Raw genomic sequence first — 26,893 nt, forward strand, 5'->3', positions numbered from 1 at the left:
GTCCCGTTAGAACGGCGGTTTGCCGGAAAGAGCAGTGAGTCCGGTTCCCACCGAGACGGTCCGACGCGTCAGTTTCGCTCGTCGAGCGCGTCCCGGGCGAGTCGAAGGTCTTCGAGGATGCGCTCGTGCTTCGAAATCGCCGCGTCGAGATATTGCCGGGTTGCCGCCGTGGAGATGGTATCGTCGCCGTAGTAGTGCGTCTGCATCAGATGAGACTCCAACGCGCTCGACGTGGAGTCGCTCGCCGAAAGCAACGACCGAATAATCGTCCAGTCGATTGCACCGTCGTCCGGTAGTTCGTCTATCAGTCCCTCGTGCCCCTCTGTTCCGCCTGACATCACACAAGGTGTTGCCCCGCTATAGTATTTAAATATTGGATATTCTGATAATCACGCCGCAATGTCGTGTTCACAAAACCCGGTAAACGAACCATTTAGACCCGATTATACGGGCATTTAGAAAATTACATCACCGGCTGATTTTGATTTCATATTTGATAACGTAACCGAGTCGAAGAGACAAACGACTATCCGTGAAAGACAGCGCGGGGAGTGAAAAAACGCGGGTGAGACTGTGGGAAAAACGACGGTTCGACACTAACGTCCAGAAGTGGGGTCTAGTGTGTACGCTTCTTCTTACCGCTCTTCGACGTGCCGAATTTCGACGCCGATACCCCGAGTCGACGACACCATCTCGGGGCCGCTCATCTCCGCGCGGCCGACGGCGAACGCGCGCGGCCCCTCGACGACCACTTCGTCGCCCGGGCGGATATCCGAATCCGCATCGACGACACCGGGAGCGAGGACCGACCCGTGAGGAACGAATCCGTCGATTTCGACCGTTTTGGTCGGTGCGTCGCTGTCGCGCCACACCTTCGCGCCTTCGAGCGTAAAGGAGAGCACGCCGTACTGCGGGACCATCGTCGCCAACTGCTCGCCCGCGTCGTTCCAGACCTGCAGTTTCGGGTAGCGACTCGTCATCGCTAACTCGACGTCCGAGAAGAGTTCGTCGCCAGCACCCGCACCGAGTTGGTAGTCGGCGAGCGCCTTCACGACGTTGTGCTCGCGCTCCGCGCGCGAGAACTTCGGCTCGCCGTCGAGCGTCCGCATGAGGTTGCCGATGGATTCAGTCGTCGTCGGATGTTCGGAGACGGTGTACTCCACGTCGAGGCCGAGGTCGGACTCGACGCGCTCGACGATTTCGGTGTACGCACCCGGAGGCACGTGTGCGATGATGCGCGAGTAGTCGTTGCGCTTCAGATACCGCCGCAGTACCTCGGCCACGAACGTCTTTTCGTCTTCGGACCAGTCGCCGGTGACGACCGAGTCGTAGTGCTGGGCCGGATACGTCAACTCCAATTCCTGCGGGACGACGCCGATGGGCGACGTCATCGACACCATGTGGGCCCGGTACTGGACCGCCTCGTGGAACTGTCGGTGGCTCTGTGACTCGCTGTATGGCTTTTTCGCCGAGCACGGAAGCAACACGAGCGGGTTGTCGAAGCGGTTTTTGTACCGGGTAGTCACGCGGTCGGCGAAGCGCTGAATCTCCACGCGGTCGATGGACTCCTCAGACGCGGCGGCGAGTTCCGAATCCCGAACGACGGGCGTCCGTTCTTCCATATAGGAGTACTGCTGGTCGAACCGCCGGAACGCGGCGGTCAGCCACTGCTCGTGGCGGGCCTGTCCCTCGACATAGTCACGGAGTCGCCCATCGCGAATGCGACGCCGAACTCTCGAAAGCTCTGCTCGAAGCGCGTTGACGTTGTGGTCGGCGGCGTCCGCGCGGGTAAACTCCGAGGCTTCCTTCTGACACGCCGCACAGGCACACGGCAACTCGTCGAGGTCTTCGAGGAAGTACTCGCCGTCGGTCGTGAGATAGAAGCCTTCGAGACCGCGGGACCGCGCGAGCGTCTCGTCGAACAGGTCCACACCGGCGTACGCGAGGACCGCGACGTTCCGCGGCGTGGCGACGCCCGAGAGCATGAGCGCCGTGTCGGCCGGAAGGTTCGACTTCGCTTCGACGATGGTGTCGCGGAAGGCCCGCGCGTGGCCGATGAAACCCTGTGCATCCGAGAGGATGTAGGCGTCGGCACCGTAATCGTCGGCCGTATCGGCGGTGACGGTCGCCGCCGACGGGAAGTCGACGTCGGGGTACTCGACCGAGAACGACTCTTTAATCTCGTCTGCGCTTCCCGCGGGAAGCGACCGGTGCGGCAAGACGGTCAGCACGTCGTCGGACCCCTCGGGCATGTCGCGCTCGGCAGCCCAGAGGCTCCCGGCGTCCGAGAGAACGTCGTCCACGAGCGCCGGCGTCGTCACCGGGTCAGAGAGCCGAAGCTCCCCGACTCGGGCAGCGCCGTCGCGCGCGTGAACCTCGAAGTAGTCGGTCATACCCGCTTTCGGCCCCCGACAGGCAATTAACTTGCCTTCCGCGGGCGCGAATCACAGACTATTCACGTCGATAATCCGACGTTTTTTGTAATGCGTACGCCCTCCTCGCTCTCACGTCGCCGCGCCCTCTCGCTACTCGGAGGTGGTCTTTCCCTCGGTACTGTCGGTGGCTACGTCGTCCGCGACAACTTCGGTAGGAACGCCGAAGCCGCACCGCTGGTCATCACGCCATCAGACTGGAGCCACCCGAACTACGACGCGACGAACAATCGACACCCGCCGAAATCGAACGCACCCGACGACCACGATGTACTCGATGTCGTCTGGACTACGTCCATGCCGCTCAAACAGGGATACGTCCCGGATTTACCAGAGCCAGTAACTACGAACGGCCTCGTAATCGCCAGTGAATCTACCGTCACCCCGGATGGCGTCCAATTCGATTTCCTCACCACCCGGGATGGAGCGTCCTCCCAACGCATCTCCAAAGCCGGTCTACAGCACGCCGTAGTCGTCACAAGCAGCCGACTATTCAGCCACTACGACGGAACAGACGGGATGCAGTTGGATGCGTGGAGTCTCAGCGACGGCGAGAGATTGTGGTCGTGGAACGAGGGTATGTCAATCGAGCCGCCGCTCCAACCCCTCGTTGCGGGAGGTCTGGTCCACGTAGCAACACCGACGAGTCATTCGACCTCGATGGCGTACGGGTTCACGCCGGATGGGAGAGTCGAATGGAAAACACGGTTTGGGGGGAAAACACTCAATCTGGTCCCCCCAGCTGCAACGGCCCACACGCTGGTCTACCCGAAGTCAGACGGATTCACCGTCTTCGATACGCGAACCGGTGAGTATCGGTGGGAGACCGACTGGACCGATTCGACCCACTGGTCCGGGTTGTCCCGGACGATGTCCGCCGCTCCGGTCATCTACGACGAGATGCTTTACACATCTGCCCACGGTCGGGTGGCCGTTTACGACCTCGAAGAAAAGCGTGACCCACGGTGGGTCAACGAACAGGGCGACAGCAGGAGCGTCCGAATCGCCGCCGTCGACGAAACTCACGTGTATCTGACGCAGTTCAGAAGAGGACTCACCGCCCTTCACGCTGACGACGGAACTATCGACTGGTCACTCGGGTTTCGTGACCTCCATCCTGCTGCGAGTGGACAGACGGCGGCGACACTGTGTGATGGGAAGCTCTACGTCTGCGACTACGCGGCGGAAGACGACCAGCAACACAGACTCGCCATCATCGACGCTGAGACCGGAGACATCGACAAACGGATAGCCCTTCCTTCCGTACCCGAATCCGGTCCGATACTATCCAACGGCACAGTTGTCCTGCGGACGAGAGATGGATTCGTCGGCCTCCGATAACTCGAACGTGCGTGCCCGGCCTAACAGACTGACAGCCACCGTACCTTAGCCGCTGGGGCGCGAATACTCACTATGGTCTCCCTCGACCCCTCCGGCCCGTGGTCGCGCGAGCGCGCCGACCAGTTCCTCACGCAGACGACGATTCCGCTTCGGCTTTCGTGTCGAACCCCCGCAGGCGACCCTTGGATGCTGTCGCTGTGGTACGAGTGGGACATCGAGAACACCGAACTGCGGTGTGCAACCTCGGCCGACGCCGACGTGGTCAGATTCCTCCGTGCCCACGATGACGTCGCCTTCGAGGTATCGACGAACGACCCACCGTACCGCGGCGTGCGAGGACGTGGGACCGCCACCGTCGAACCCGACCCGGAGAAGACGGTGCTTCGGCGACTTATCGGCCGCTACCTCGGCGACGAGGAAACATCGCTGACGAAGCGATTGCTCTCACCCGAGCGCGACGAGGTGACGATTCGGATTCGACCCAGTAAGCTGCACACGTGGGACTACGCGAGTCGGATGCAGTCGTCGGAGATGTCGAGACACTGAATATACCTCGTCGACTGGGCTGGATAGCTGAGCAGAGACATCGTCAAGAGCCCTCTGAAACATCGTTCACGAGGTGAAGCTGGCTTCTGAAAACCCGTTCACAGAACAGTCGTTCAGATAACACTTTTTGAGAGACACGGTGCAGTTCTCGTGATGGCAAATACGTCAGCAGTGCCAAGCGCAACTGAGGATAGGAGACCAAGTGCAATAGCGAAGCGTATCGGGGTTTCGATAGCCCTCGTCACGGGGAGTGTCGTTTTGGGGCTCGCCTTCGCCGTCGCTCTCGGGTTCGGTGTCGCGGCAGCCACCGGTGGCCTGCCAGCCGACTTCGTCAGCGTGCTCGACCTCGTAACTACGCAGTCGGGGTTCGCCGTCGTCGCGCTGGGATTTCTCGGCGGTGTCACGGGGTGGCAGTTCGTCGAGATTCGCAAACCGACGCGTAGTGAACTTCGACTCGTCAGTCCTGCGCTCGCCACAGTCCTAACCATTGAAGCGCTCCGACAGCTCGCAGTCCGTCAGGGATACGTCGGTGTCGCTGGCACGCTCTCGACGCCCGGAGAGATGAGTGCGACGGCGGTCGCCATTCTGTTGGGGGCAACCGTACTCCTCGCCCCACCCGTGGAGGAGCTCTTCTTCCGTGGCGTCGTGCAACAGTACGTCGCGGATATTGCGAGCCCAGCGGTCGGCATCGCCGTCGCGACGATACTCTTCGTCCCGGTCCACGGTCTCGGTATCCTCCTCACGGCTAGCAGTCTGATGGCAGCGGTTGTCGTTGTTCTCGTACTCGCGGTGCTCTCCACCGTTCTCGGTGTGGCGTACGCTCGAACCCAAAACCTGGCAGTCCCGATAGCGATTCACGCAGGATACAATCTCCTCACCATCTTCGTCGCTATCGGTGTCCAACAGGTCTCACTCGCCGCGGAATTTCCCGTGTTCTGACCCTCTACACGGAAGCCAATGTCTAAGCTGAGTGTCTGGCAGATATCCTCGTCGCTGCCGCTGAATGGTAACTCGACGAAGCCCACCGCAACAAAACCCGGCACGGGAGGGCGAAATCGGTTGGAGGCGCTTCCTCTCGTGGCGAAGCTTACTCGTCTCCCTTCAAGAACCCGAACATAATTCCGCTCGACATCCCCAGCATCATACCGGCTCCAACCCCGAGAGCTGGCATGTCGATGGTCAACCCGGCTGCTAATCCGAGTGCTGAACCGAGGAACATCCCGATTCCCATGAATGTGGGATCTAATCGGTTCTGCTCGTCAGTTTCGGCGGAGCCGCCATCTGAAATAGTACTTGACATACACACAGATACCGTGGCTGACCTGAAAAGTGCTATCTGAATGAGTATTCTGTGAACGAATTTTCAGAAGCGAGCTTCACTCGACAGACCGGGTCGAACTGAGGACTTGGTGATCGCTATCGAACGTCAGGTCTATCCTCTCGTCTTCCACAGCGAACGTGATTTCGACCCGAAGCGGGTCTGTTTGCACTACAGTCACCGATTCGTCGGCTGCGACCGTCACGTCGTGCCACTCTCGAACGAGCGGCGGCTCGAGTCCACCATCGATCAAGAACTGCCGTACCTCGTCCGTCGTCAGGGCAACAGAAGACAGGTCCGAGTAGTAGTAGTTATTGCAGACAGTACATCTCAGGCTACTGATTACGCCACCGACAGACAGTGAATCGAGACGGTCGTTCAGGTCGTCGACGAGTTTGGTCTCCACAGGACCGTCACAGGCCGGGCAGATGCCCTGTCTCGCGAGTCGGAGCTCGCTATAGAACGACCGAAAGGCGGCCTGGAGAGCGTCATCGTCGGTTCGGTCAGTGAACCCGCGAGGGGAGAACGGAATCACTGCATATCCCGTGGTACAACCGCTACAGGAGAACACCAGAGCGTTGTCGTTGCGATACGTTGCTTGGACCGTTCCACCACACGAGGGGCAGTCGTCGACATCGATGTGCTTGCGTACCTCTCGTTCTGTGAACGTCCCTGAGACGATCAGCCGGTATAATTGCATTCCAGGGTTGGGAAGCCAGTAGCCGTCGTCCGACTTGGCAACGAACGAGCCGACCAGTTTGTCGAGGTGGTAGTTGAACTGTCCGCTGTCGGTCAAGCCAACCGCCTCCATCAGCTCTGTGAAACGGAGTTTTTGTTGTTGATGACGGCTCTCGTCCCAGGCCTTTCCGAGTTCGACTATTATCTCCATCCGGGTTTGTTCGCCGAGAATCGAGGTGGCCTCCTCAATGGAGATTGATTCGAACCCACCGATATGATCGAGCATTTCGGAGCGATGTTCCTCGGCCATTGCCCGTCTCAAAGGGTGTCCGGAACATAAACATCCTGTAGCAGTGTATCGCTGGATTCAGAGCGGTCTGTTGGAGAACCAGACGCTACTCGTTTCAACAAAACAAAAAGCCCCAAACGGGGCTGGTGCCGCGCGGGGAGGGGCGTTGGCTCCCGGGGAGGGTGAGTCCCCGAGGTTGGAAGGGCCTACTGCCCGGACTGGAAGGGGAGTCGCCGTCCGAAGTGGGCGTGGGTGGTGACGGGTGGCCGCCCGCGCGGCGTACGAAAAATCGGGCGATGGGGAGTTGGTTTCGTCAGCGGGGTTAGCGGCGACGCGCCAGGAGCGCCGCGGCGACGAGCGCCACGAGCGCGACGGCGATACCGAAGCCGGGCACGTCGGTGGACGAGTCGTCACCCATCTCCGAGTCACCCATCGATTCGGTCGTCGAGTCGTCCGCCATGGTCTCCGTGGTCATCTCCTCGTCGGAGTCCATCTCTTCGTCGGAGTCCATCTCGGTCTCCATGCCCTCGACGGTGTAGGCGGCCGTATCGACGACTGCACTCCCGGCAGCCACGTACGGGCCGTCGTCTGCGCCGTCACTCGTCAGGAAGTCGTAGGTCTCGTCACCGTCGGTGTCGCGGTGCGCCATCGGGACGAGCGTGCCAGATTCTTCGAGCGGTTCGTCGAGGGTGATTTCGACGTTTTCGTGCGTCCCGGGGCCGAGGTACTCGGAGGTCCCGCGGATGCTCTCGAAGACCTCACCGTCGGTCACGGTCGCGTCGTGAATCGTCACGAAGCCGCCGTTGTGGAGCGTGACGGAATCGACCATCACGGTCGTGCCGTCGCCGGACTGGTCAGCCGCAGACACCACTGCATTCACCGTGGTGTCCGCGCTGGCGACGACTGCGCCGCCGTTCGCCACGTAGGGGCCGTCGGCCTCGCCTTCAGACTCGTCGAAGGTGTACATCTCGTCGCCGTCAGTGTCCTTGTGCGCCATGGGCGTGAGGACTTGCGAGGAGCGCATCGGTTCGTCGAGCGTCACCGTCACGTCCTCGTGGACGCCAGCGGGGAGGTACTCCGAAGCGCCGATGACGCTGTCGAAGACCGCGCCGCCGGAGAGTGCAGGGTCGTGGATGACGACGAAGCCTCCCTCAGAGAGTTCGACGCGGTCGACAGTGACGGTCATGCCGTTGGAGGTCGCGGGAGTGTACGAGACGCTCGCGGAGACGGTCGCGTTGCCGCTGTCGATGACTGCGCCACCGTCAGCGGTGTAGGGACCGTCGTTCTCGCCTTCCGATTCGGGGAAGGTGTACGTCTCGTCACCGTCGGTGTCGCGGTGGGCCATCGGGACGACCGTCGTCGTCTCGTTCAGCGGCGAGTCGAGCGTAACCCGCACGTCGCGGTGCAGGCCGGGTTCGAGGTACATCGACGTTCCGCGGATGCTCTCGAAGACTTTGCCGTCGGTGACGGTGCCGTCGTGAATCGTCACGAACCCGCCTTCGGGGAGGAACGCGGAGTCGACGACGATGGAGTAGCCACCGGTAGCCTGCTCGCTGTACTCGACGGTGGCCGTGTCAGAGGGCATCGCCATCGCGGTGTCGACGACGGCGCTTCCGTCAGCCGTGTACGGGCCGTCGGTTTCGCCGTCCGTCTCCGGGAAGGTGTACATCTCGTCACCGTCGGTGTCGCGGTGCGCCATCGGGACGAGCGTCGTGTTCTCGGTCACGGGCGTGTCCAGTTCGACACGGACGTCCTCGTGAACACCGGGACCGAGGTATTCAGAGGTTCCACGGATGCTCTCGAAGACCTCGCCGTCGGTCACGGTCGCGTCGTGAATCGTCACGAAGCCACCCTGGGAGAGTTCGACGCGGTCGACGACGACGGTGTCACCGGTCGTCGGCTGGTCGGACATCGAGACGGACGCGCTGGCGTTCACCATCGCGTCGTCGACGACTGCCCCGCCGTCGGCGGTGTACGGGCCGTCAGTCTCGCCGTTGTCGGCGACGAACGAGTAGACGCGGTCACCGTCCGTATCCTTGTGCGGCATAGCGACGAAGGTTCCCGACTCGGCTATCGGTTCGTCGAGGCGGACGGTCACGTTCTCGTGTGTGCCTGCTTCGAGATAGGTCGACGAGCCGACGACGCTCCCGAGGACTTCACCATCGGAGAGCGACGCGGCGTGAATCGTCACGAACCCGCCTTCGGGCAGGGTGACAGTGTCGACTGTTACGGTCGTTCCAGCGGTCGTTTGGTCTTCGAAGGAGACCGTCGCAGTCTCCTGTTGTGCCGCCGTGGCCACTGGGACGCCCCCAGCGACGACGACGAGTGCCATCAACAGTGCGAGTGTGCGTCGCATGTCTGAATCGGGGGCGAACACGTAAAAGGTAATTTTCCGAACTGTCACCCAAATCTCTCCCCGATGTCGCCCCAGTACGGCGATTTCCACCCGTAGAACGGAACTGGAGCGTCCGCAACAGTCACCGTTGTGCGTGTTATATGGCTCACTAAGCGAGCTACTATCCCGATAATAAATACGGGAGAGCGCTCTAGTGAGACCAACAAATGTCCTACACCTACACCGGTGATGCCCACCGCGCCCTCTTTGCCTCCTATCGCGCGGACACAGACCCCTTCCCGACCGATACGTCGCTCGTGTTTCCCCGACGCGACCACATGCGCGACGACGTCCACCTGCTCAAGCGACTCATCTTTCCCCGCGCGTGGAACGGCGGCGACCTCGTCGAAGACGAGTCCGCGCTCGAAGACACGATTGGAGAGTTCGCATCGCTTTGCTACCGCGGTATCGCACCCTACCTCCAAGAGATGTCGGGCGAGAAAGACGCCGAGACCGACGGCGCAGGCGACCCCGCAGAGATGGTCGAGACGCTCCTCGACCGCCTTCCCGACCTCCGCGCGACCCTCAAAAAGGACGTCGAAGCGGCGTACAAAGGCGACCCGGCGGCGCGGAGTTACGTCGAGATAATCCGGTCGTACCCCGGGATGCAGGCCATCATCGTCCAGCGCGTCGCACACGTCCTCTACGAGGCTGGCGCGCCGGAGTACGCCCGCGAACTAACCGAGTACGCGAAGATGGAGTCCGGTATCGACATCCACCCCGGCGCGGAGATTGGCGACTACTTCTTTATCGACCACGGAACCGGCGTCGTCATCGGCGAGACGGTCACTATCGGCGACTGGGCGCGAATCTATCAGGACGTGACGCTCGGGGCGCTACACTTCGAGGAAGAAGAAAACGACCAGCACATGCTGAAGAAAGGCTACAAGCGCCACCCGGATATCGGCGACAGCGTCGTCATCGGCGCCGGAACGAAAGTACTGGGTGCAGTCACCATCGGCGACCACGTGAGTATCGGTGCGAACTCGTGGGTCACAGAGGACATCCCGGACCACACGAGCGTCTTCATCTCGGAACACCCGACCCACGAGCGGAAGTCGAACGACTGAATTTCGGCGCGTCGCTCCGCGTCACCGCTCGTCACGGTCTCCCGTCAGTCGAGCGTAATCCACGCGAGGAACGCGAGTCCAATCGTCTCGAAGACGTGAAGCAGCAGCATAAGCCGCCAGACGATGACGGGGACCTCCGTACTGAACCATCCCGACAGATTGGGGTCGAGGATGTACATGTAGAGCGCCAGTGCGTTCTCTGCGAGGAGGAACACCCCGAAGACGAGGAGACCGAGGGCGTGCTTCGACCGGAAGGTCACGTAGTTCCGCGCCCAAATCGTCGACAGTGCGAGGAGCACGACGACGTTGACCGCGGCGGCGACCCGCGCGACGTCAACCCAGATACTCATTCGTTCGTTCCTTCCCCCGTCAGCCAGATATACACTTTCCCAAATCTCTCCATATTCAGTTCACCTGCTCGATTATCTGCTCGACCGTTTCCCAGTTCGCGCGGCACCGTCCCGAGGGGAGGTACACCGCGCCGTAGTCGTCGCCGCTGCGCTGGACGACGTTGTTGTCCATGAGGACGTCGAGATGGTGTCTGACGGTCTTGTAGTCGAGGTCGAGTTCCTCGGCGAGTTGGTTCGCGTTCTGCGGCTGTGAATCGATAGTACGGAGGATACGCACGCGGTTCTCACCACCGCGCGTGCCGGTAAGGACGTACCAGAGGACAGCCTCCATCGTTTCTCGTGACACGTCGAGAGAACCTAAGGCCATCGACCGATTCCGAAGACGCCGGGACGCTGCGGCGCGACCATGCGGCGACGGGTGTCCGGTTACTCGTCGGCGTCGGGGGTGCTTCCGTCGGCCATCGCTTCCTTCGCCAGTCGCTCGGTAACGGCCGCGAGCGACTCCGTGTTCACCGACTCGGGGACGAGTTCGAGCGCCGACGCGGGCCAGTCGTCGTGGGCGAGCGTGAGCGACGCGTCGGGATTCACGTCGGCCAGTCGGGCGACGCCGCGAGCGGCCTGCTCGTAGGCGTCGCGGTCGAGTCTGTCTGGCACTTCGGCCGTAAGCGGGTAGGTCTCGGAGAGCGCCCGCGGGAAGGGACCGAACGGCGGGACGACCCGCCAGGCCGAATCGTACTCGTCGTTCGACGGCGTCCCGCCTTCGGTGAGAAGCACGTCGCCCTCGGCGGTCAGGCGGTCCAGTCGGTCGTGGTGACGCACGACCTCGGGGCGGTGGGCACTCTCGTTGGAGGCGTAGAAGAACGCCCCTTTCGAGGCCGGGTCCTCGCGTTCGAGTTGGTCCACGTGGTCCAGAAGCGCGCGGTAGCCGTCGAGCATCGCGGGGTGCGAGCGAGCGCGCTCTTCGACGAGTTCCATCAGGTCGCCGTCGCGGATGGCTTGCTTGATGCGCCGGAGTTCGGCGAACGTGACGTGCAGGTTGTGCTCGGCGAGGAGTTTCTCCTGTGGTTTCGACTCCTTCGCCCGCAGGTCGTCGGGGGAGTACTCCGTACAGATGGGACAGGTACACGGGAAGTATTCGAGGTCTTCGAGGTGTTCGGTCCCGCGAACCGTGAGATAGCGCCCGTCGCGGGCGTAGAGCGCGTAGGCCGCCGAGTCGAACAGGTCACAGCCGAGCGCGACTGCGAGTGCGAGCATCATCGGGTGGCCCGCGCCGAACAGGTGGACGGGAGCGTCGACGGTGAGGCCGCGCTTGGCGGCCGCGACGGCGTCAACCATGTCGGCGTAGCGGTAGGCGTTCATCATCGGAACGACTGCGCCGACCGGGAACACGTCGAGGTCGGAGGCGGCGGCGTGGCGGCCGGCTTCCTCGCGAAGGTCCGGGTAGGTCGACCCCTGAACAGGGGCATTGAGAAGCATATCGCCCGTCTCGGTGGCTTCCGCGTCGGCGATAGCCTGTTTCGTGACTTCGAGTTCCTCTTCGGCCTGCTCGCGGTCGACGTCCGGGGGCGTCGGGATGTCCACGGGCGTCGCGATGTCCGTGCCGATGTCGTGTTGGAACTGCAGAATCTCCTCGGTCGTCGTGTCGATTTCACCGTACTCGGCGAGTTGGAACGACCCCGAGTCGGTCATGATGGCTCCGTGGAAGTCCAGCATGTCGTGAAGACCGACGTCGAGCGCCTCCTCGCGGAGGTGGTCGTTCTTCTTGATGATGTAGGAGTTGGTGATGAGAATCTCCGCGCCGAACTCGGATTCGAGTTTTGCGGGCGGAATCGTATCGATATTCGGGTTGACGACCGGCAGAAGGGCCGGCGTCTCGACAGTGACCCCCGCGCGAGGGACTTCCAGACGGCCGATACGGCCGGCGAGGTCCCCGTCGCGGATTTCGAAGTGGTCGCGCATGGAGGTGCTTCCGTGAGCGCGGCGGTAAGGGTTGCGTTCGCGTGCGAGAGGCGGCGACCTGAGACCACATATATACCACTGGGAACCGGCAATAGATGACAACTAGAAATGATAAGTTAACATATGTTTTGTTTTACTCGATTACCATTATCAAAATCGAATAATTGGACGACTAATTTAAAATACTCCCTTCCGAGTGTTCTGACGAATGTTGGCTGAATTATCACCACTCGAAGTAACTGGGCTGGTCGTGTCCCTAGTGGGACTCATACCGGTTGTCACGCAGTACAGGAGCGAGACGAAACTGTTCACCGCGGGCTACGTGTTGCTCGTCGTCGGGATGCTGGCGACGAACCTCGAAACGTTCGCCCTCGAACCAGTGTTGAACCTCGTCGAACACGGCGTCGGAATCGGCTTAGCAGGCGTCATGTTCCTCGCAGCAGCGTACGTCCGTCGCAAAGAAGTCATCACGGCGGGTGAATAACGATGGTCGGAATCGCTCCAATCTTCGACGCCATCGGGATGCTCGGCTTCATCGGTGCAGCAGCGCTGGGGTGGCTCAACTACCGCGACAGCGACGCAGAAGCACCATTCTGGCTCACGTTCTCGTTCGGGTCTATTCTGGGCGTGATGTGGACGTTCAGCCTCGCACTCGAAAAAGCAGGTATCTACGCAGCGGTGTTTGACCTCGTGACCGGGCCGCTTATGACCGCGACTGTTGCCGTGTTCGCAATCGGCGGCACCGCGACGCTCGCTATCGTCGAGGACATGAAAGAACTCGTCGCCGACGCGGAGGCAAAGAGCCAAGAAGCCGAAGAACAGCGCTCGCAACTCGACGCGCTCACGACCGACCTCGAACAGCAGGCCGAGGTGTACGGTGAGGCGATGGAGAACGCCGCAGCCGGCGACCTCACCGTCCGCGTCGACGCGGAGAGTCAAAACGACGCGATGCAGCGCATCGGTGAGGGCTTCAACGAGATGATGGACTCCATCGACTCGGTCATCACCCAGATACAGACGTTCGCCGCGCAGGTCGACGACGAGAGTTCGGACGTCACCGCGAGCGCGAACGCGGTGAAAGTCACCAGCGCCGACGTCGCCGAGAGTATCGAAGAGATTTCCGCGAGCAACGAGACGCAACACCGGAACCTCAACGCCGCAGAATCCGAACTGAGCAACCTCTCTGCGACCATCGAGGAGATTGCGTCGTCCTCCGAAGAGATTGCTCGCGAGTCGCGGCGGACCGTCGACCGCGCCAAAGAGAGCCGGCAAGCCGCCAGTTCGACCATCGAGAAGATGGAACAACTGGAGTCGCGTTCGGCCGAGACCGTCTCCGAAGTCGAAGACCTCCAGCAGTCCGTCACGGAGATTAGCGAAGTCGTCGAGCTAATCGACGATATCGCCGAGAAGACGAGCATCCTCGCGCTCAACGCCTCTATCGAGGCGGCGGGCGCTGGCGATGCGGGCGAAGGGTTCGCCGTCGTCGCGAGCGAAGTGAAGACGCTCGCCGAAGAGACCGCCGACGCGACCCAGGAAGTCGAATCACTCATCGAGGACATCGAAACGTCCACCGAAAACGTCGCCGAAGACACCTTCGAGACCCGAGCCGAGGTCGAATCCAGCCGTGAGACGGTCGGCGAGACCGTCGACGTGCTCGAAGAAATCGTCGGCAAAATCGAAGAGAGCAACGACGCCATCCAGTCTATCAGCAGCGCCACCGACGAACAGGCGCAGTCGACCCAAGAGGTCGTCACGACGATGGACGAGATTACGAACCTCAGCGACAAGACGGCCTCCGAGGCGCAGAACGTCTCGGCGGCGGCCGAAGAGCAGACGGCGACGACCCAGGAGATTGCATCCGCGTCGGAAGCGCTCTCGGAGCGCGCACAGAGACTCCAGTCGCTCGTCGGCCAGTTCGACTCCAGCGACTCGGCATCCGACGTCACCCTCGGTCAACAGTCAGTTGGCACCGACGTGAGCAGCCAGCAGTCGGCGTCGGGAGACACTACCAGCCAACAGTCGACGTCCACGACGACGGAACACGACGGCTCGGCGGCTAACGGAGAGGTCACGCTGAACAACTGAACTGACCTCGGGCGAGGGCACCCGAACTGACCCGGAATCCCGCAGCCAGCGACCACACGGTCCCTGCTCCGACAGCCCACAAACACTTTTTCTCGACGCCGTGGGGCACCCCGTATGCACCCCCGAAACGAGTCCGACCTCGACTGGGTCGAACACGAGGGCGTCGAAGGCACGTTCAAGCAGAAACAACTAGGCGACGCGGCCGGGAGCGACCAACTCGGGTGTAGCCTCTACGAACTCCCACCCGGTAGTCAGCCGTGGTCGTACCACTACCACGCGGCCAACGAAGAGGCGCTGTACGTCCTCTCGGGGACCGGCACGCTCCGCCTCGGCGGCGAGACGTACACGCTCCGCGACGGCGACTACGTCCCCTGTCCAGCCGACGAATCCGGCGCACACTGTGTCGTCAACGACGGCGACGAACCGCTTCGGTATCTCGCCGTCTCGACGATGTGCGACCCGGACGTGACGCTCCACCCGGATATCGACAAAGTCGGCGTCTACGTCGGGTCGCCGCCGGGGAGTACCGAGGACAGTTCGTACTCCGGCTTTTTCGACACTGACGATGCAGAATACGAGTCGGGAGAGCCCTAACCTCGGACTCCGAGACTCAGAAGAACAGCACGGAGGGCATCGCGTCGGGATTCATCTCCATCACCTTGAACGCGATGTAGGCGATGGTGAACAGCGTCGCGTTGTACGTGCCGTGGATGAGCGCGGGCACCACGAGGTTATCGGTCAGTTCGTAGGCCGTCCCGAAGACGAGACTCGGGAAAAAGAGGATGCCGATAGTGACGAGGCGGGCACTCGCGCCGCCGGTCAACGCGACGAAGTGAATCGCGGCGAAGATGGCGCTCGCGAGGGCGATACCCGACACGGGGCCGAACGACTCGCGGATACGGTTCTGGACGACGCCGCGGAACAGCAGTTCCTCGCCCGGACCGATGAGGAGGAACGACGCCGGGACGAGAAGGAGGAGGACTTCGGGGTCTTGCGTGGCGATTTCGGTGACCTGATTCGACCCGGCTTCGACGCCAATCGTCTGAATCAGGAAGGCACCAGTGAAGGCCGCACCGAGTGCGAGGACGTACCCGAGCACGATAGCGGCGACCTCACGGAGCGAGGGGACTCGGACGCCAAAGTGGCCGATACCGAAGCCGCGGAAGCGCGCGTAGAGAAGCGCAACGCCCCCGAACGCGATGCCCTGCAACAGGATGAGCGACATCACGATGAGCATGAAGGGAGTCAGTTCGATGCCAGCGCTGACCATCGTGAGTTGCGTCACGATGACAAGTATCGTCCCAACGAGGAGCCCACCGCCACCGACGGTGAGCGCCGCAGCGAGGGACCAAACCGAATCGAAGAGGCGCGTCGTAGTAACCACGAACGAGTGGTAAGACCCCTGTCGTGAAAATCCTTCCCGCATTGGGCGACGAGTCACCCGACTCCCACCGTCGCGGCCGCGACTACCCCTGTGTCAACTCGTAGTGGAGGACCCCGAGCGCGGTCCGTCCGTCTCGAACGTCACCGTCTCTGACCGACTGCAGCAACTCGTCGTACGCCACGGTCGTCGGACGGATGCTCTCGTTGAAATCGAGTCGTTGGGCTTCCTGTTTTTCACACCCGCGGGCGACGAAGTAGTGAAACACCGAGTTGGCGATGCCGTTGGCGGGTTCGACGGTTACGAGCGGTTCCATCGTTTCGGCGACGTAGCCCGTCTCCTCGGTGAGTTCGCGGTGTGCGGCGGCCTCGTAGTCGTCGTCACCCGCCTCGGTTCCACCGGCCGGGAGGCCCCGGTTGGTTCGCTCGACCGCCTGCCGCCACTCGTCGATGACGACCACGTCGCCGTCGGCGGTGAAGGGAAGAATCACCACCGCGGGCGGTTCGTCGACGTAGTGAAAATCGGTCTCCGTGCCGTCGGGAAGCCGAACGTCGTCCATCCGGATGTCGAACCCCGGACACGTGTAGTCGATTCGCGTGTCGGTCGTCTCCCACGCGAGGTCGTCGTCTGCCATGGGGGGACGTGGCCACGGCGGGTGCAAAAGTGTCGCGGTCACCCCCGTGAAGGAGGTGACAGAGTGGCGATTACCAGTCGGTTCGATTCCGAATTACCAGTCGATTCGATTCCGAACGACGATACCCGACCCGGCGCACATCGAGAGCAGTCCGAAGAGGACGCCCGCGAGGTGCCCCTCGGCGAGCCAGTACGGAAGCGGATAGCTCGCTCGAATGCCCGTGAGGAGCGGCGAGAGGACCGGAATCTCCTCGGACTCGTGTTCGTCATCCAGTGCCGCATCGGACTGTGGGCCGCCGACCGTCTCACCGACTGGGAGGCGCTCTGCCTCGTACGGGATGAGGTCGGTCTTGACGCTCCAGACGACTGTCCCGGTGCGGTTTACCTCGACGATGCGCTGGTTCGCCGAGTCGGTGATGAGCGTGTTGCCGTTCGGCAGGCGGTCGGCGTCGCGGGGCCACCGGAAGGAGACGCCCTGTGCGCTCCGAACCGACCACGCGATTTCCCAGTCGCCAGCGTCGTTCTCGTGGAGTTCGATGATGCGGTTGTTCTCGCTGTCGGCGACGAGAACTGCACCGTCGCCCAACCACTGCGGGTTGTGCTGGCGGAGCATGACCTCGGGGTCGCCCTTGCCGTCGCCGTCGTCGTCTTCGTTGATGACGTCGACGACGCCCGAACCGCGCTCGATGATGACCAACTGGTTCGCGTTCCGGACCGAGACGAGATAGCGGTCCTCGCCGATGACGTCCACGTCGTTGATGTGGAGCCAGTCGGTCTTGGTCGGGTCGGCGGGGGCGTCGTACATCGACGAGGCGTTCCACTGCCACGTCACCTCGCCGTCACGGACCGTAAAGACGCGCTCGCGGTCCATGTCGGTCATGAGTATCTCGCCCGAGTCGAGGACTTCCACGTCGTGGACCTCGCTGTTCGCGCGCGACCGAACGGGGAAACTCCACTCCTCGACGGTCTGTGCGCCGCCCTCTGCGTCAGGGTCGATGATTCGATACCCGGTGTGGGTACACGGTGATTCGTACGGGCCACACTCCTCGTAGCCGCTGTGCATGAAGCCCGCGGCGATGCGGCCGTCTTCTAATTTCGTCACGTCGAAGTAGCTATCGGCGTCGGCGACGCGCCACGAGACGGAGGTGTCGTTGAGGAGGTAGACGCTCCCGTCTTCGTGGAGTCCGGGCCCACCACCCTGTGACCCGACAAGCGTCGTTCGGGCTTGCTGCGCGTCGTCGCTGTTCGTCGCGGCACCGATGTCGGGCGCGAAGGCTGCACCCAGACCGACTGTCGCCACGACAGCCACGACTCCGACGAGGACGAGCGCAATTCCCACTCGTCCACTCGATTGACTCGCCATCGGTGTTGATGTGCGAAACGAGCGCGATAAGCGTTCGGAAATACAGCGCAGGCGATGGGTTCGGCAGGACCTGGACACCGCCGCACCCTGACCACAAAATGCGTTACGTCACGTCGCGTCTTCGAACGAGACCGTCGCCAAGTCAGCTTCTAACTCTTCGACGTACTCGTTGTACGCTTCGACGAATCCGACAAAGCCCTCGGCGAGTTCCCGCACGTCCGGTGCTGACGGTGGCTGGTACTGCGAGACCAGATAGACGCCACCTTCACCGCCGACCCGGAGATACGACGCCTGCGGGCCGTCCCATTTCAGCTCCCAGCGGGTTCCGTTGACGCGCTGTGCGAAGGTCCCGTACTCGCCGTCGAATCGCGTCAGTTCGCCCGCGATGGTGTTCGATACCTCGCGAATGGTCGAGACGATACGGTCGCGCTCGGAGACGAGTTCTTCGGTCGTCGTGACCGACGGGAACTCGGTCGGCACGTCGTCGAGGACGCCGTCGAGCGATTCGACGTGCTCGTTGTACGCCTCGACGAACGCCGGGTAGTCCTGCATCGCCGTCGCCAACGGCTTCGGCTCGGGGGGTTGCTTGGTCGAGACGACGTAGGTCTCGCCGCCGGATTTTCCCTTGAATCGAAGGTACTGGATGGCACCGGCTTCGTACTTCAGCGTCCACGTTCCACGGCGTGTCTTGAACGTCTCCTGTCCGTAGTCGCCGCCCTGGAGGATGGCGAGTTCGCGCGCGATTGTCCCGGCGTGGGCTTGCACCGCCGAGACGACTTCGTCGCGGTTGGCGGCGACGTCCTCGACGCTGGTCACGTCGAAGGAGAGGGCGTCAGTCATCGTCGAATGGAGGGGACAGGTGGGGATAAACGAGGTGGTCAGAAGTGAGTGACACTCGGGCGTGAGCACGATGGTCGAAAGCGAGACAGAGAGCCGAAAGAAGCGCGTGCGTCTAGAAGTCGTCCAACTCGCCACTCCAAAGCAACGCCCAGCAGTCCATGAACAGTGAGTACGCACCGATAGAGAGACTCGACAGGATTCCGAGCACGACCGTGTTGTTCGGCCGCAGTTCGACGTTGAGCGACCAATCGAAGAGGGATTCGAGAACGATGGTGTACACGGCCGGGCGGAATATCGCCTGTATCGCCCCGACGAGTTGGAACAGACAGAACACGAGTACGAATCCGGCGTAGAACACTTTCTCGTTCGGCTCCGTGACGAGCCTCGTTCTGTGTTCGAGTTGGTCGGCGACGAAGCGAGAGATGCGAAGCAGTTGCGATAGGACGATAGACACGGCCGCGGCGACGATGAACTGGACTTGCAGCGAGAGCACGTTGTCCACGATGCCCTCGTGTCCGAGGTAGTCGATGAGCACGTAGTAGACTCGCAGGAGCAACACGGCCGCGACGACTGCGCCGAGGAAGACGAAAAAACGAGAGACGGTTCGCTCGTTCGTGTTCACGACTCGGAAGTGTAGAGGCGAGGAAATAAATCGAGCTATAAGAGAGTCCACGAGTGAGATGGGTCGAGAGCGTCCAGATAGAGGTAGTGTGTTCCAGAGGGGGTCGACTCACGCTGGAGTCCGAATGTACTCGTCTGGCCGCGTTCGACGTTCGAGTACACGTTTCGAGTCGCCAGATATCGTTTTCGTGAAGCGCCACTCTCGAAGTTGTGGCTCAAGACGATGTACCCCGGATACTCGGAGGCAACATCGGCGTCAGTGTCACTCACTTGTGTAGGTTTGCGAACGACCCGGCCGCTTCTGACGATACGATGGAATCCCGTGAGTGAATTATCGAGGCCTGTCGTGATGACGACAAAGTCGCCAAATTGGGCCGCGTTGAACAGCGTTCTGTCAGTAGCGTAGTGGATGACGTCGCCCGTTGCGGGAACGTTTCTGAGTCCGTCGTATCCTTCGTGGCGAATCGAAACGTAGCATTCTACGTCGTCGTACGCCTCAGACACGTCCTCGTACGTCGAATCGTTCAGAACGAATCCGATAGGTGCGCCGGTCGTTTCTGGACTATCCGAGTTGCTTCGGGGACTCTGGTTCACACTCCCGATGCGAACGCTGCGCCCCTCACGCTGACCAACGACGGTTCGACCAATTACCGTCCCTCGTGGGGGCGGAAGCGGATGCCCACTACACCCAGACAAAAGTGAAATCAAACCGAGTGGGAGGGCCTTAATCAGAGACCGCCTATCCATACGAAAAGGTGTGAAATGAGTGTCATAACCTTGTTGGTAGCCGTCATTTCATCGTGGAGAAAAGTGGATGTACACTGTTGCAACTGTCGAGTCCTGTGGTGAAGAAGAAGTCAACACACCTACTATTTAGGCCTCGAATTTGAGTACTTGTTTGATGCCCTCCATAATCACTGACGTTGTGTTCAGTGAACCCTCCGGCCGTCCAAATGCGCTCATTCAGTTCTCCGGAGCAGTCGTCTTCTTGGTCACGTACCTGTATTTCAGTCTGCCCCCGAATTCCACATCGAGCAGTTGGATACTCGTCCTCGTCGCCGGGTTCACCCTGTCGGGGATGGCTGAGTCCCTTCCAAAACACCGACGGAAGACGGCCGGTGTGCTTCGCCTCACAACAATGTTCTTACTGGTCGGGTTTCTTGGTGCCACACTCATCACTCCGGAATTCGTTATCGGGTGACTGGATGACGATTTGAGACGAGAGAATTCTGGAGTATCTTGTCGAGAGCAGCGGTGGTTTCCAGCGTCTATTTCGGGGAATTTGGTGACGAAACGACCCTACGACAGGTGGGGTGGAAATGGGCCACTGTGACTCGCTTCGCTCGTCACAAGCACCCGCTCACTCCGTTCGCGGGAACGGCTCAGATTCGAATCCAGCGAGACTCCGTCTCGCATCTTCACGCTCGCTATGCTCGCGTGAACCACGGTCACTCACTTCGTTCGTTCCCTGATTCGAATCTTCACCGGGTGAGATCTCCACCACCTCTCGGACCACTCGCTGTCGCTCGTGGTCTGTGAGAGGTGGGGAGAATATGGGCCGGCTCAGTGCGGACCTAACCCCCAGACCACGACGGACAACGATGCTCTCGACTGAATCGAAAACGGGGTTCGAAATCGAGATCATTGGTCGATCTCCAGGTGGTCGATGTACTGCCGCCGACGGCGCTCCATCCGCTCGAACGCGGTGGCCGCGTCGTAGTGCTTCTTGATGACGTCGATACCAGCGTTCACTCGTTCCGCAACAATCTCCGGAGGAAGTCCAGAGTCCAACTGCCACGTAATCGAGCCCGTCCGAATCTTGTGTGGCGACCTCGAGGACGGACACTTACTCGCATGTGCGAACTTGGTCATCTCACAGGTATCGGAATCTCGTCCGTGCGGGCACGGACCGTGAAGACACGGAAGTGTCGCGAGGTACGACCACATCCGAATCGTGTTGGTCTTCGGTCGACCGTCCATGCTTGCGAGCAAGGGTTGTCGCTGGTGTTCGTCGTGGACGTCGTAGCGCTTTCCATCGACGTACTCCCGAATCACCTCTGAGACTTCTGTCGGGATTGCCACCGGGCGCTCACCGTTCCGCTTGTTCTTCAGTGGTGTGTCCGTCTCCGGACGGTGACGGAACTCGATGTAATCCTCGTCGAGGAACAGGTCACGAAGGTCGAGCGCACGAATCCCACCCTGACGGGCCCCGGTGTACCACGCCAGTTCGAGGAAGACGTGATTCCGACTCGCTCGGTGGACGTCGCTCTGTCTGTAGAACTGGAGGAGTGCAATCGCATCCGGTGCTTCGAGTTGCGTGTCGTCCGTCCGGTCTTCGTCGTCGATATCGGGAATCCGGACCGACTGTGCGATACCGTCGTCGACGGCTTCGAGCTGCTCGAGGTACTCGAAGAACTTCCGAAGCGTCCACATCTCGCCTTCGAGGGTGGCCGGTGCAACTGCTGCACTCCGCAACTCGAAGTACTCGTCCAGGTCATACCCGCGGAACTGGCTCACGGTCTCGATGCCGACGCCTTCCGCCCACTGGACGAACAAGCGTAGGCGGTACTTCCACGAATCGACACTCGCGTCCGTCGAGTCAGCACGACGTCGGCGAAGATACCGGCTCGCTGCCTCTCGCGGTTTGAGCGCACCGGGGTCACGACGACGCTCAGTCATGGCTACTCACCCGCGAGTCGACTTTGGTCTCTGGTGCAGCGAGTCGTTCTTCGACGAGACGACACTCAGAACAGTGACCGTCATCGTCGAGAGCGCGAACGTTGTTGCAGGCGAAGCAGGGACCTCTCAGCGAATGGCCGTCCACTGTCCCCGTCTGACGACTCGCGCACTCGTCGCTCTTTTCAAACAGTACCGCATCGATTGCTATGCGGGGTTCCAGCCCCGCGTTGCTTGCTTCCGTCATGGCTATGGACGGAGCATCCTGAGGGCGGTGGTACCAACACCGTACTCAGGTTTTACAGAGAACGCCACCAGCCGAAGGCACGTCCTCTGGCTCCGCGTACTCCTGTATCAAGCATCACTGCATAAATGCTGTGGTCGGTGCATGGATGAACAATCTGTGGTTTTATGCAACAACCAGTAGAATAGTAACTGAATGTTCGCATATGCACCGTTAATGAGGAAATCGGCTTCGTGGATGACTATCTGGGACGACCGAATTCTCGAGTATATCGAGGAGAACGGTTCTGCGAGTCCCAGTGAGCTAGACAAATCCGGGTATTTCCAAGTCTCTCGGTCTCAGGTCTCTCGGCGGCTCCGACGTCTCAAAGAGAAGGGAATGCTGCAGCATCTCGGGAACGGCGTGTACGTGATCACTCCGATTGGTGAGGACTATCTTGAGGGCGATCTTGATGCCGAAGAACTCAACGGGGAGAACGGTGGGGAGGGCACCGCATCCGCGTAGACTGCATGATACGTAAATCAGGAGACTGGATGACGATTTGGGACGATAGGATTCTCGAGTATCTCCTTGAGAACGATTGGGGGTCACCAGATACGATTCACTGGGAGCTCGGTGACGAGACGACATTGCACCAAGTGAGAGAGCGATGTCGCGTTCTATGTCATGCTGGGTTGGCAGCACCGTTCATTGACGATGCCGATGCTGATATGTTCGAGATTACTGGATGGGGTCAGTTGTATCTCGAAGGGAAGGTGAATGCGGGTTTGATTCGGCCAATTCCGAAGCCTAGACCCCCAGACAAAGTAAGGCCAGACTATTGGGCTAAAATAGGATGACCAGAAACTACTCGCTCAGTTCCTGAACTGCTTTATAGATATTGTGCGTGACGTCGTCGCTGATTCTGTCTCGAGCGTATTTGGCAATTTTGTCCGATTCGACGATGACTCGTGGAACGACAACCGGTACTTCAGACAGCCGGTCGTAGCCCTCAATCGCGTGCTCATCGTCAGAGTAGTTCTTTGACGCGAATGCTGAAACGGCCTTCCTCATTTTATCTTCTGAATCTCCAGCAGGGTTGACGAGCACCTCTATACGGGGAAGTCGAATCGGAGTTCGCTGGTGACTGGTGTACAAGTTTGGCGGTCCTGCGTAGCACATCAGACTACCGACATTGGCACACGCACTCGCAAATCCAAACTTACGATACTTTTCTAGGTCGATTGTCTCTCTGTTGAATTCTTTCTTCCGCCGTTGTACTTCCTCGAAATACGACATCCAGCCGTCGATTGAATCGACATTTATCAGCTCTCCGTCGATCCCGACCGGGGGGAGATCTCGCTTAGGAACGGAATTATCGAAGAAGCGTCTCAAGACTCTGAATGTGGTGTACACTTCATCTCTGTTGGGTACACCATTCTCCTCGGATAACCCACGGAATAGGATGTGTGGAAGGACCACGTCGGAGAGAGGCGGCTGACAGACGTTGCGAATCGTACCCGTCAGGTCGCGCTCGACATCATCATCACACTGTGTTTCGAGGAACCAGAAGATAATTGGTGAAAACCACGAAATTCCCGGTTCTTTGACCACACCGGCAAAAGTCGTATTTGTTTCCCAGTTGTCGTCGTGTGCGAGATTAGCCACACGAGCAAATTGTCGCATCTGCCTTCGCACCAACTCACCGTAGAGGTCGTCGGACGTGAACTCTGACATAAGGTGGACGATCGGGGTTAAGCGACCATCCATGTACATCACGTCGGGGCCGGTGTAATCTCCTAATTTGTCGTTGACGTCGCCATGAGGCCGCCAGTTGACCATGTCGTTGATTACTCGGGTGACCTCCAGGTACTGTCTAAGGTCTAGTGCAGCGAATCTCGCTTTTTTAACTTGGCTCTCGGCTAACTGTGGAATGGCGTCCTGAGACATCAAGAGCCCTTTTTTGAAGGCCTCTCTCTGACGGTACTCTTTGAGGTTCTTAGGGTCGAAATCGAAATCGGTGAACCGTCGTTCGTCGTGATTTAGCGCTGCGGCGCCAGCGTACAGTTCGAAGACCGTGTCCGGCGTAAGCCTAGAGCGATTCGGGAGCGAGACTCTGGCTACAGATGAGTCAGTGCCTACTACGTCAACGATGTTCTCGTCGATTTCCGTCTTCCAGATGAGACGGTCGCCGAACAGTCGGTTTTTCAACCGGCTCGCTGCCTTTTTACGATCGAATTTAGCTTTGACAGAGTTCAGCTCGTCACGGTCTACCGCGTTGATGAACCTGTCACGATCGGGTATGCGAAGAATGTCGGGGCCTTGCGTGTCAAACCGAGTTAACTGCCAGAACTCGTGGAAATATCGTTTGGCCCAACCCGCGAGGTCGTCGTATAGGTCGCGAGTAGCACGGAGTTGACCCGTGGCGCCTGCCTGATGAGATTCCCACAGTTTCTCACCGAGGACATTTATTTGATCAACGGTCCACTCGACCATGTCCAATATCGTCTCGAGGGGGTCTAAATCTGCGATTTCGGGGGCAGCCTCCTTGATTCGTTGTACGAGCTTTGAATTGTCCAGTTGGGTTTCGACGATATCCCAATAGACACCATCAGGGAGGTCGGAAATGCTTTTCAGTTCGTCTTCCTGCAGAGAGATGTCTCCACGAGACCGAAGGTCCATCGGGACTAAATCCTCCTGGTCATTGAGTGCAGTATAGTCTGGGATGTCGGTTCCGAGCCTTAATGTTTTCTCATCATCAGTTTTCGAGGGGACAAAATAATAATACGGGGGACGGCCTGGACCATCAGTAGATACTCGTCCCCTCTCGAGGTCTTCTGCTTCGACCATCCGCTTGAGCAGTGACTGCAGAGAGCGTTCTCCACGGTCAACACCGTACTCGTCTTTCAGTAGACTCTGGAGTTCTTCGACGGTAACTCCCCCATCGACTTTCGACAGTACCTCTTTAATCAGGGTCCGGATACTTTGTTCGGTCATGGTTTGCGATAGTGCTCGTTGTTATTCTTCTTGCTGTCGGCCACCGGACTGATCGAACCACGTCTCTGAACGTTCGAACAGATTTGGCGTTGGCGTACCACCTTCTGTCTCGCGGCCACGAACCTCGACCGGGACTGTGTGCGTCATTATATCGCGTGCAGCGCCCACGAAGGCTCGTCCACGTTCCATGTTTGGAATCTGAGTTAGAGACCGATCTGAGAGGTCACTCAACAGACCCTTTATTTCATTCACCTCTGGTTTGGATAGGGCCAACGTAATGTAAGTGTTACACGTTCGAAGCGTTCGACTGTCGAGCTCCGATGGAGACTGCGTCATCAGCATCACACCGATACCGATGTGTCGGGCAGTTTTGACGAGGTCCCTAACGACAGCTGTAGACTGATTAGAGGTACCTGAAGGGACGAACTCGTGTGCTTCGTCGATTGCAAGCATGAACGGAGGGACTTGGTTCTCAGTGCGCAGAATACGCAACAGACGAGCTACCGCAGAAACGACGATACCACGATTTGAATCACCGAGGCCACTAATATCGATGTTCACAATTGGATTCTCACGGAGTAAGTCCTCCCAGTCGTTCATACTACCGGAAAGAACCGAACTGCCAGTTATCACCGAAGTGGCCCTGATTACTGCTTGCTCTGTCCGATTGTAGTCGAAGTTAGAAGCGGACTCGATTACGTACTGCTTGAATTCACGAATCCCAACTCCGATTTCACCGTCGTTTTCTAGGTTTTCGAGCGCTTCACGGTGAATTCGTGAGTACGCTCTCGCGATGACCTGTCTCTGTTTCTCAGTCGCCATCGAGCCAAGAAATCGGCTGTATTCACTCCAGCCAATAACTTGGAATGGGACGTGCATCGTATCGTCCTCGGGTTTTAGCGTGATCCCACCGACATCTTCGGCCATATTTCCGACGTCGTCCTCGGCGTCGAAGGTGACAACAGGGACACCCTGTTCGTCACGATTGTGTCGAATCATCTCTTCGATGATGACGTGGCCGGTGTGAGTTTTACCGACGCCAGTTCTTCCTAGGATCGCAACGTGTCTTGATATGAACTTCTGGTCCAATCGGAAGGGGACAGATTCCCCACCCGACTCAATTGACCCGATCTCAAGGCCGTCTTCTGCCGAGGGCATCTCGAGGAGAGTTGCTAGTTCGGATGCTCCGAGTTCGTACACTTTCTGTCCGACCTGAGGTAGCTTGGTTGGTCTCCGAAGCTCCCAGCGCTTCTCGTCCGGGTCTTTGAGTTCACTCTCGTCCTTAAATTTGACTTCTCCGAGAAGTTCGACTCGAATTACTCGGAATACGTCTTCATCGAGAGGGCTCTCCCGAATTTCTCGTGCCTCGTAACCCATTGATTTATCTCGCTGCTGGATGCCCGGTTCAGCTCGACTACTGTACTCGTACCCGCTACTCACGCGTCCATATTGCAGGATCTTATCGTTCCCGCGTTCGATGACCGCGAAAGAGTTGAGATCCGGGTCTGGAACATCGTTGTCGAACACTGTTCCAGACTGCGACCCATCCTTACTCGGGTCAATCCAAATGGGCACCTCCTCGAAATCTGGTGCCTCATTGTCGTCTGAGGCAGTTCTACCGATGTAATCGCCTTTGAGGTCTTCTGGTTGTTTCATCGACATTCGCAGCAACGGGTGTATTCGTAAAAAGCGAGAG

The 26,893-nt window shown here is 59.7% G+C and carries 26 protein-coding genes; 9 read left to right on the forward strand and 17 right to left on the reverse strand.

What is annotated here, in order from left to right; all coding sequences use genetic code 11:
* Window positions 1-68: 68 nt before the first annotated feature.
* Together KU306_RS02360 and arcS are read right to left on the reverse strand one after the other, a co-directional pair.
* The gene (locus KU306_RS02360; protein ID WP_007541921.1) at window positions 69-338 is read right to left on the reverse strand and encodes a DUF8103 family protein; all 270 of its coding nucleotides are present in this window, start codon (window positions 336-338) and stop codon (window positions 69-71) included.
* Window positions 339-635: 297 nt separating this feature from the next.
* The gene (gene arcS / locus KU306_RS02365) at window positions 636-2,393 is read right to left on the reverse strand and encodes an archaeosine synthase subunit alpha (protein ID WP_007541919.1); all 1,758 of its coding nucleotides are present in this window, start codon (window positions 2,391-2,393) and stop codon (window positions 636-638) included.
* Between the two features lie 90 nt (window positions 2,394-2,483).
* Here arcS and KU306_RS02370 point away from each other — a divergent pair, with 90 nt between their 5' ends.
* The 3 genes from KU306_RS02370 (at window position 2,484) to KU306_RS02380 (ending at window position 5,258) form a co-directional block, all read left to right on the forward strand.
* Window positions 2,484-3,773 carry an outer membrane protein assembly factor BamB family protein gene (locus KU306_RS02370; RefSeq protein WP_007541917.1) on the forward strand — a complete coding sequence of 430 codons (1,290 nt, stop codon included), beginning with the start codon at window positions 2,484-2,486 and terminating at the stop codon, window positions 3,771-3,773.
* A gap of 72 nt (window positions 3,774-3,845) precedes the next feature.
* On the forward strand, window positions 3,846-4,319 hold the full coding sequence (locus KU306_RS02375) for a pyridoxamine 5'-phosphate oxidase family protein (protein WP_258302759.1): 474 nt from the start codon (window positions 3,846-3,848) through the stop codon (window positions 4,317-4,319).
* A gap of 153 nt (window positions 4,320-4,472) precedes the next feature.
* The gene (locus tag KU306_RS02380; protein WP_258302760.1) at window positions 4,473-5,258 is read left to right on the forward strand and encodes a CPBP family intramembrane glutamic endopeptidase; all 786 of its coding nucleotides are present in this window, start codon (window positions 4,473-4,475) and stop codon (window positions 5,256-5,258) included.
* Window positions 5,259-5,406: 148 nt separating this feature from the next.
* Here the strand turns inward: KU306_RS02380 and KU306_RS02385 are convergent, their stop codons facing one another.
* The 3 genes from KU306_RS02385 to KU306_RS02395 form a co-directional block, all read right to left on the reverse strand.
* Window positions 5,407-5,619, reverse strand: coding sequence for a hypothetical protein (locus KU306_RS02385; RefSeq protein WP_258302761.1), 213 nt, complete (start codon window positions 5,617-5,619; stop codon window positions 5,407-5,409).
* 76 nt (window positions 5,620-5,695) lie between these two features.
* Entirely contained in the window at window positions 5,696-6,625 is a 930-nt protein-coding gene (locus KU306_RS02390; protein ID WP_258302762.1) for a DUF7351 domain-containing protein, read from the reverse strand.
* A 301-nt stretch (window positions 6,626-6,926) separates the two neighbouring features.
* A complete protein-coding gene (locus KU306_RS02395) occupies window positions 6,927-8,936 on the reverse strand; it encodes a DUF7282 domain-containing protein (RefSeq protein WP_258303416.1) in 2,010 nt (669 codons plus the stop codon).
* A 230-nt stretch (window positions 8,937-9,166) separates the two neighbouring features.
* On the opposite strand from KU306_RS02395, the gene epsC reads away from it, so the two are divergent.
* Window positions 9,167-10,069, forward strand: coding sequence for a serine O-acetyltransferase EpsC (epsC, locus tag KU306_RS02400; RefSeq protein WP_007541911.1), 903 nt, complete (start codon window positions 9,167-9,169; stop codon window positions 10,067-10,069).
* A 44-nt stretch (window positions 10,070-10,113) separates the two neighbouring features.
* Here epsC and KU306_RS02405 read toward each other — a convergent pair whose 3' ends face one another.
* The 3 genes from KU306_RS02405 to tgtA form a co-directional block, all read right to left on the reverse strand.
* On the reverse strand, window positions 10,114-10,419 hold the full coding sequence (locus KU306_RS02405) for a DUF8036 family membrane protein (protein ID WP_007541909.1): 306 nt from the start codon (window positions 10,417-10,419) through the stop codon (window positions 10,114-10,116).
* Between the two features lie 55 nt (window positions 10,420-10,474).
* Entirely contained in the window at window positions 10,475-10,750 is a 276-nt protein-coding gene (locus KU306_RS02410) for an ArsR/SmtB family transcription factor (RefSeq protein WP_007541907.1), read from the reverse strand.
* A gap of 95 nt (window positions 10,751-10,845) precedes the next feature.
* The gene (tgtA, locus tag KU306_RS02415; protein WP_258302763.1) at window positions 10,846-12,378 is read right to left on the reverse strand and encodes a tRNA guanosine(15) transglycosylase TgtA; all 1,533 of its coding nucleotides are present in this window, start codon (window positions 12,376-12,378) and stop codon (window positions 10,846-10,848) included.
* A 208-nt stretch (window positions 12,379-12,586) separates the two neighbouring features.
* Between tgtA and KU306_RS02420 the strand changes: the two genes are divergently transcribed.
* From KU306_RS02420 to KU306_RS02430, 3 genes are all read left to right on the forward strand, one after another.
* Window positions 12,587-12,862 carry a hypothetical protein gene (locus tag KU306_RS02420; protein ID WP_049918685.1) on the forward strand — a complete coding sequence of 92 codons (276 nt, stop codon included), beginning with the start codon at window positions 12,587-12,589 and terminating at the stop codon, window positions 12,860-12,862.
* Window positions 12,863-12,864: 2 nt separating this feature from the next.
* Window positions 12,865-14,463, forward strand: coding sequence for a methyl-accepting chemotaxis protein (locus KU306_RS02425; RefSeq protein WP_258302764.1), 1,599 nt, complete (start codon window positions 12,865-12,867; stop codon window positions 14,461-14,463).
* A 114-nt stretch (window positions 14,464-14,577) separates the two neighbouring features.
* Window positions 14,578-15,057, forward strand: a complete 480-nt coding sequence (locus KU306_RS02430; RefSeq protein ID WP_007541899.1) for a cupin domain-containing protein — start codon at window positions 14,578-14,580, stop codon at window positions 15,055-15,057.
* Between the two features lie 16 nt (window positions 15,058-15,073).
* On the opposite strand, the gene KU306_RS02435 is transcribed toward KU306_RS02430, so the two are convergent.
* From KU306_RS02435 to KU306_RS02460, 6 genes are all read right to left on the reverse strand, one after another.
* On the reverse strand, window positions 15,074-15,847 hold the full coding sequence (locus KU306_RS02435; RefSeq protein ID WP_258302765.1) for a CPBP family intramembrane glutamic endopeptidase: 774 nt from the start codon (window positions 15,845-15,847) through the stop codon (window positions 15,074-15,076).
* An 82-nt stretch (window positions 15,848-15,929) separates the two neighbouring features.
* The gene (locus KU306_RS02440; RefSeq protein WP_007541896.1) at window positions 15,930-16,478 is read right to left on the reverse strand and encodes an NUDIX hydrolase; all 549 of its coding nucleotides are present in this window, start codon (window positions 16,476-16,478) and stop codon (window positions 15,930-15,932) included.
* Between the two features lie 93 nt (window positions 16,479-16,571).
* Complete coding sequence (locus KU306_RS02445; protein WP_258302766.1) at window positions 16,572-17,840, reverse strand: aryl-sulfate sulfotransferase; 1,269 nt, start codon at window positions 17,838-17,840, stop codon at window positions 16,572-16,574.
* A gap of 108 nt (window positions 17,841-17,948) precedes the next feature.
* Complete coding sequence (locus KU306_RS02450; RefSeq protein WP_007541892.1) at window positions 17,949-18,680, reverse strand: profilin-fold protein; 732 nt, start codon at window positions 18,678-18,680, stop codon at window positions 17,949-17,951.
* 112 nt (window positions 18,681-18,792) lie between these two features.
* Entirely contained in the window at window positions 18,793-19,302 is a 510-nt protein-coding gene (locus KU306_RS02455) for a hypothetical protein (protein ID WP_258302767.1), read from the reverse strand.
* Between the two features lie 35 nt (window positions 19,303-19,337).
* Window positions 19,338-19,895 (reverse strand): hypothetical protein, encoded by a 558-nt coding sequence (locus KU306_RS02460; RefSeq protein ID WP_258302768.1) that lies wholly within the window; start codon window positions 19,893-19,895, stop codon window positions 19,338-19,340.
* A gap of 307 nt (window positions 19,896-20,202) precedes the next feature.
* Between KU306_RS02460 and KU306_RS19105 the strand changes: the two genes are divergently transcribed.
* On the forward strand, window positions 20,203-20,502 hold the full coding sequence (locus KU306_RS19105; protein ID WP_484494623.1) for a DUF8011 family protein: 300 nt from the start codon (window positions 20,203-20,205) through the stop codon (window positions 20,500-20,502).
* Between the two features lie 440 nt (window positions 20,503-20,942).
* Here the strand turns inward: KU306_RS19105 and KU306_RS02465 are convergent, their stop codons facing one another.
* The gene (locus tag KU306_RS02465; RefSeq protein WP_258302769.1) at window positions 20,943-21,980 is read right to left on the reverse strand and encodes a tyrosine-type recombinase/integrase; all 1,038 of its coding nucleotides are present in this window, start codon (window positions 21,978-21,980) and stop codon (window positions 20,943-20,945) included.
* A 478-nt stretch (window positions 21,981-22,458) separates the two neighbouring features.
* Here KU306_RS02465 and KU306_RS02470 point away from each other — a divergent pair, with 478 nt between their 5' ends.
* Complete coding sequence (locus KU306_RS02470; RefSeq protein WP_258302770.1) at window positions 22,459-22,725, forward strand: helix-turn-helix domain-containing protein; 267 nt, start codon at window positions 22,459-22,461, stop codon at window positions 22,723-22,725.
* 342 nt (window positions 22,726-23,067) lie between these two features.
* Here KU306_RS02470 and KU306_RS02475 read toward each other — a convergent pair whose 3' ends face one another.
* Both KU306_RS02475 and KU306_RS02480 read right to left on the reverse strand, forming a co-directional pair.
* Entirely contained in the window at window positions 23,068-25,197 is a 2,130-nt protein-coding gene (locus KU306_RS02475) for a hypothetical protein (protein ID WP_258302771.1), read from the reverse strand.
* A 21-nt stretch (window positions 25,198-25,218) separates the two neighbouring features.
* Entirely contained in the window at window positions 25,219-26,853 is a 1,635-nt protein-coding gene (locus tag KU306_RS02480; RefSeq protein ID WP_258302772.1) for an ATP-binding protein, read from the reverse strand.
* Between the last annotated feature and the right edge of the window lie 40 nt (window positions 26,854-26,893).

Origin of the sequence: Haloferax larsenii (assembly GCF_024730625.1) — an archaeon.
Lineage (GTDB): Archaea > Halobacteriota > Halobacteria > Halobacteriales > Haloferacaceae > Haloferax > Haloferax larsenii.

What these genes read in the sequence shown, in the direction of transcription:
- KU306_RS02360 (WP_007541921.1), bottom strand. Translation starts at nt 338, where the DNA reads ATGTCAGGCGGAACAGAGGGGCACGAGGGACTGATAGACGAACTACCG.
- arcS (WP_007541919.1), bottom strand. Translation starts at nt 2,393, where the DNA reads ATGACCGACTACTTCGAGGTTCACGCGCGCGACGGCGCTGCCCGAGTC.
- KU306_RS02370 (WP_007541917.1), top strand. Translation starts at nt 2,484, where the DNA reads ATGCGTACGCCCTCCTCGCTCTCACGTCGCCGCGCCCTCTCGCTACTC.
- KU306_RS02375 (WP_258302759.1), top strand. Translation starts at nt 3,846, where the DNA reads ATGGTCTCCCTCGACCCCTCCGGCCCGTGGTCGCGCGAGCGCGCCGAC.
- KU306_RS02380 (WP_258302760.1), top strand. Translation starts at nt 4,473, where the DNA reads ATGGCAAATACGTCAGCAGTGCCAAGCGCAACTGAGGATAGGAGACCA.
- KU306_RS02385 (WP_258302761.1), bottom strand. Translation starts at nt 5,619, where the DNA reads ATGTCAAGTACTATTTCAGATGGCGGCTCCGCCGAAACTGACGAGCAG.
- KU306_RS02390 (WP_258302762.1), bottom strand. Translation starts at nt 6,625, where the DNA reads ATGGCCGAGGAACATCGCTCCGAAATGCTCGATCATATCGGTGGGTTC.
- KU306_RS02395 (WP_258303416.1), bottom strand. Translation starts at nt 8,936, where the DNA reads ATGGCACTCGTCGTCGTCGCTGGGGGCGTCCCAGTGGCCACGGCGGCA.
- epsC (WP_007541911.1), top strand. Translation starts at nt 9,167, where the DNA reads ATGTCCTACACCTACACCGGTGATGCCCACCGCGCCCTCTTTGCCTCC.
- KU306_RS02405 (WP_007541909.1), bottom strand. Translation starts at nt 10,419, where the DNA reads ATGAGTATCTGGGTTGACGTCGCGCGGGTCGCCGCCGCGGTCAACGTC.
- KU306_RS02410 (WP_007541907.1), bottom strand. Translation starts at nt 10,750, where the DNA reads ATGGAGGCTGTCCTCTGGTACGTCCTTACCGGCACGCGCGGTGGTGAG.
- tgtA (WP_258302763.1), bottom strand. Translation starts at nt 12,378, where the DNA reads ATGCGCGACCACTTCGAAATCCGCGACGGGGACCTCGCCGGCCGTATC.
- KU306_RS02420 (WP_049918685.1), top strand. Translation starts at nt 12,587, where the DNA reads ATGTTGGCTGAATTATCACCACTCGAAGTAACTGGGCTGGTCGTGTCC.
- KU306_RS02425 (WP_258302764.1), top strand. Translation starts at nt 12,865, where the DNA reads ATGGTCGGAATCGCTCCAATCTTCGACGCCATCGGGATGCTCGGCTTC.
- KU306_RS02430 (WP_007541899.1), top strand. Translation starts at nt 14,578, where the DNA reads ATGCACCCCCGAAACGAGTCCGACCTCGACTGGGTCGAACACGAGGGC.
- KU306_RS02440 (WP_007541896.1), bottom strand. Translation starts at nt 16,478, where the DNA reads ATGGCAGACGACGACCTCGCGTGGGAGACGACCGACACGCGAATCGAC.
- KU306_RS02445 (WP_258302766.1), bottom strand. Translation starts at nt 17,840, where the DNA reads ATGGCGAGTCAATCGAGTGGACGAGTGGGAATTGCGCTCGTCCTCGTC.
- KU306_RS02450 (WP_007541892.1), bottom strand. Translation starts at nt 18,680, where the DNA reads ATGACTGACGCCCTCTCCTTCGACGTGACCAGCGTCGAGGACGTCGCC.
- KU306_RS19105 (WP_484494623.1), top strand. Translation starts at nt 20,203, where the DNA reads ATGCCCTCCATAATCACTGACGTTGTGTTCAGTGAACCCTCCGGCCGT.
- KU306_RS02465 (WP_258302769.1), bottom strand. Translation starts at nt 21,980, where the DNA reads ATGACTGAGCGTCGTCGTGACCCCGGTGCGCTCAAACCGCGAGAGGCA.
- KU306_RS02470 (WP_258302770.1), top strand. Translation starts at nt 22,459, where the DNA reads ATGACTATCTGGGACGACCGAATTCTCGAGTATATCGAGGAGAACGGT.
- KU306_RS02475 (WP_258302771.1), bottom strand. Translation starts at nt 25,197, where the DNA reads ATGACCGAACAAAGTATCCGGACCCTGATTAAAGAGGTACTGTCGAAA.
- KU306_RS02480 (WP_258302772.1), bottom strand. Translation starts at nt 26,853, where the DNA reads ATGAAACAACCAGAAGACCTCAAAGGCGATTACATCGGTAGAACTGCC.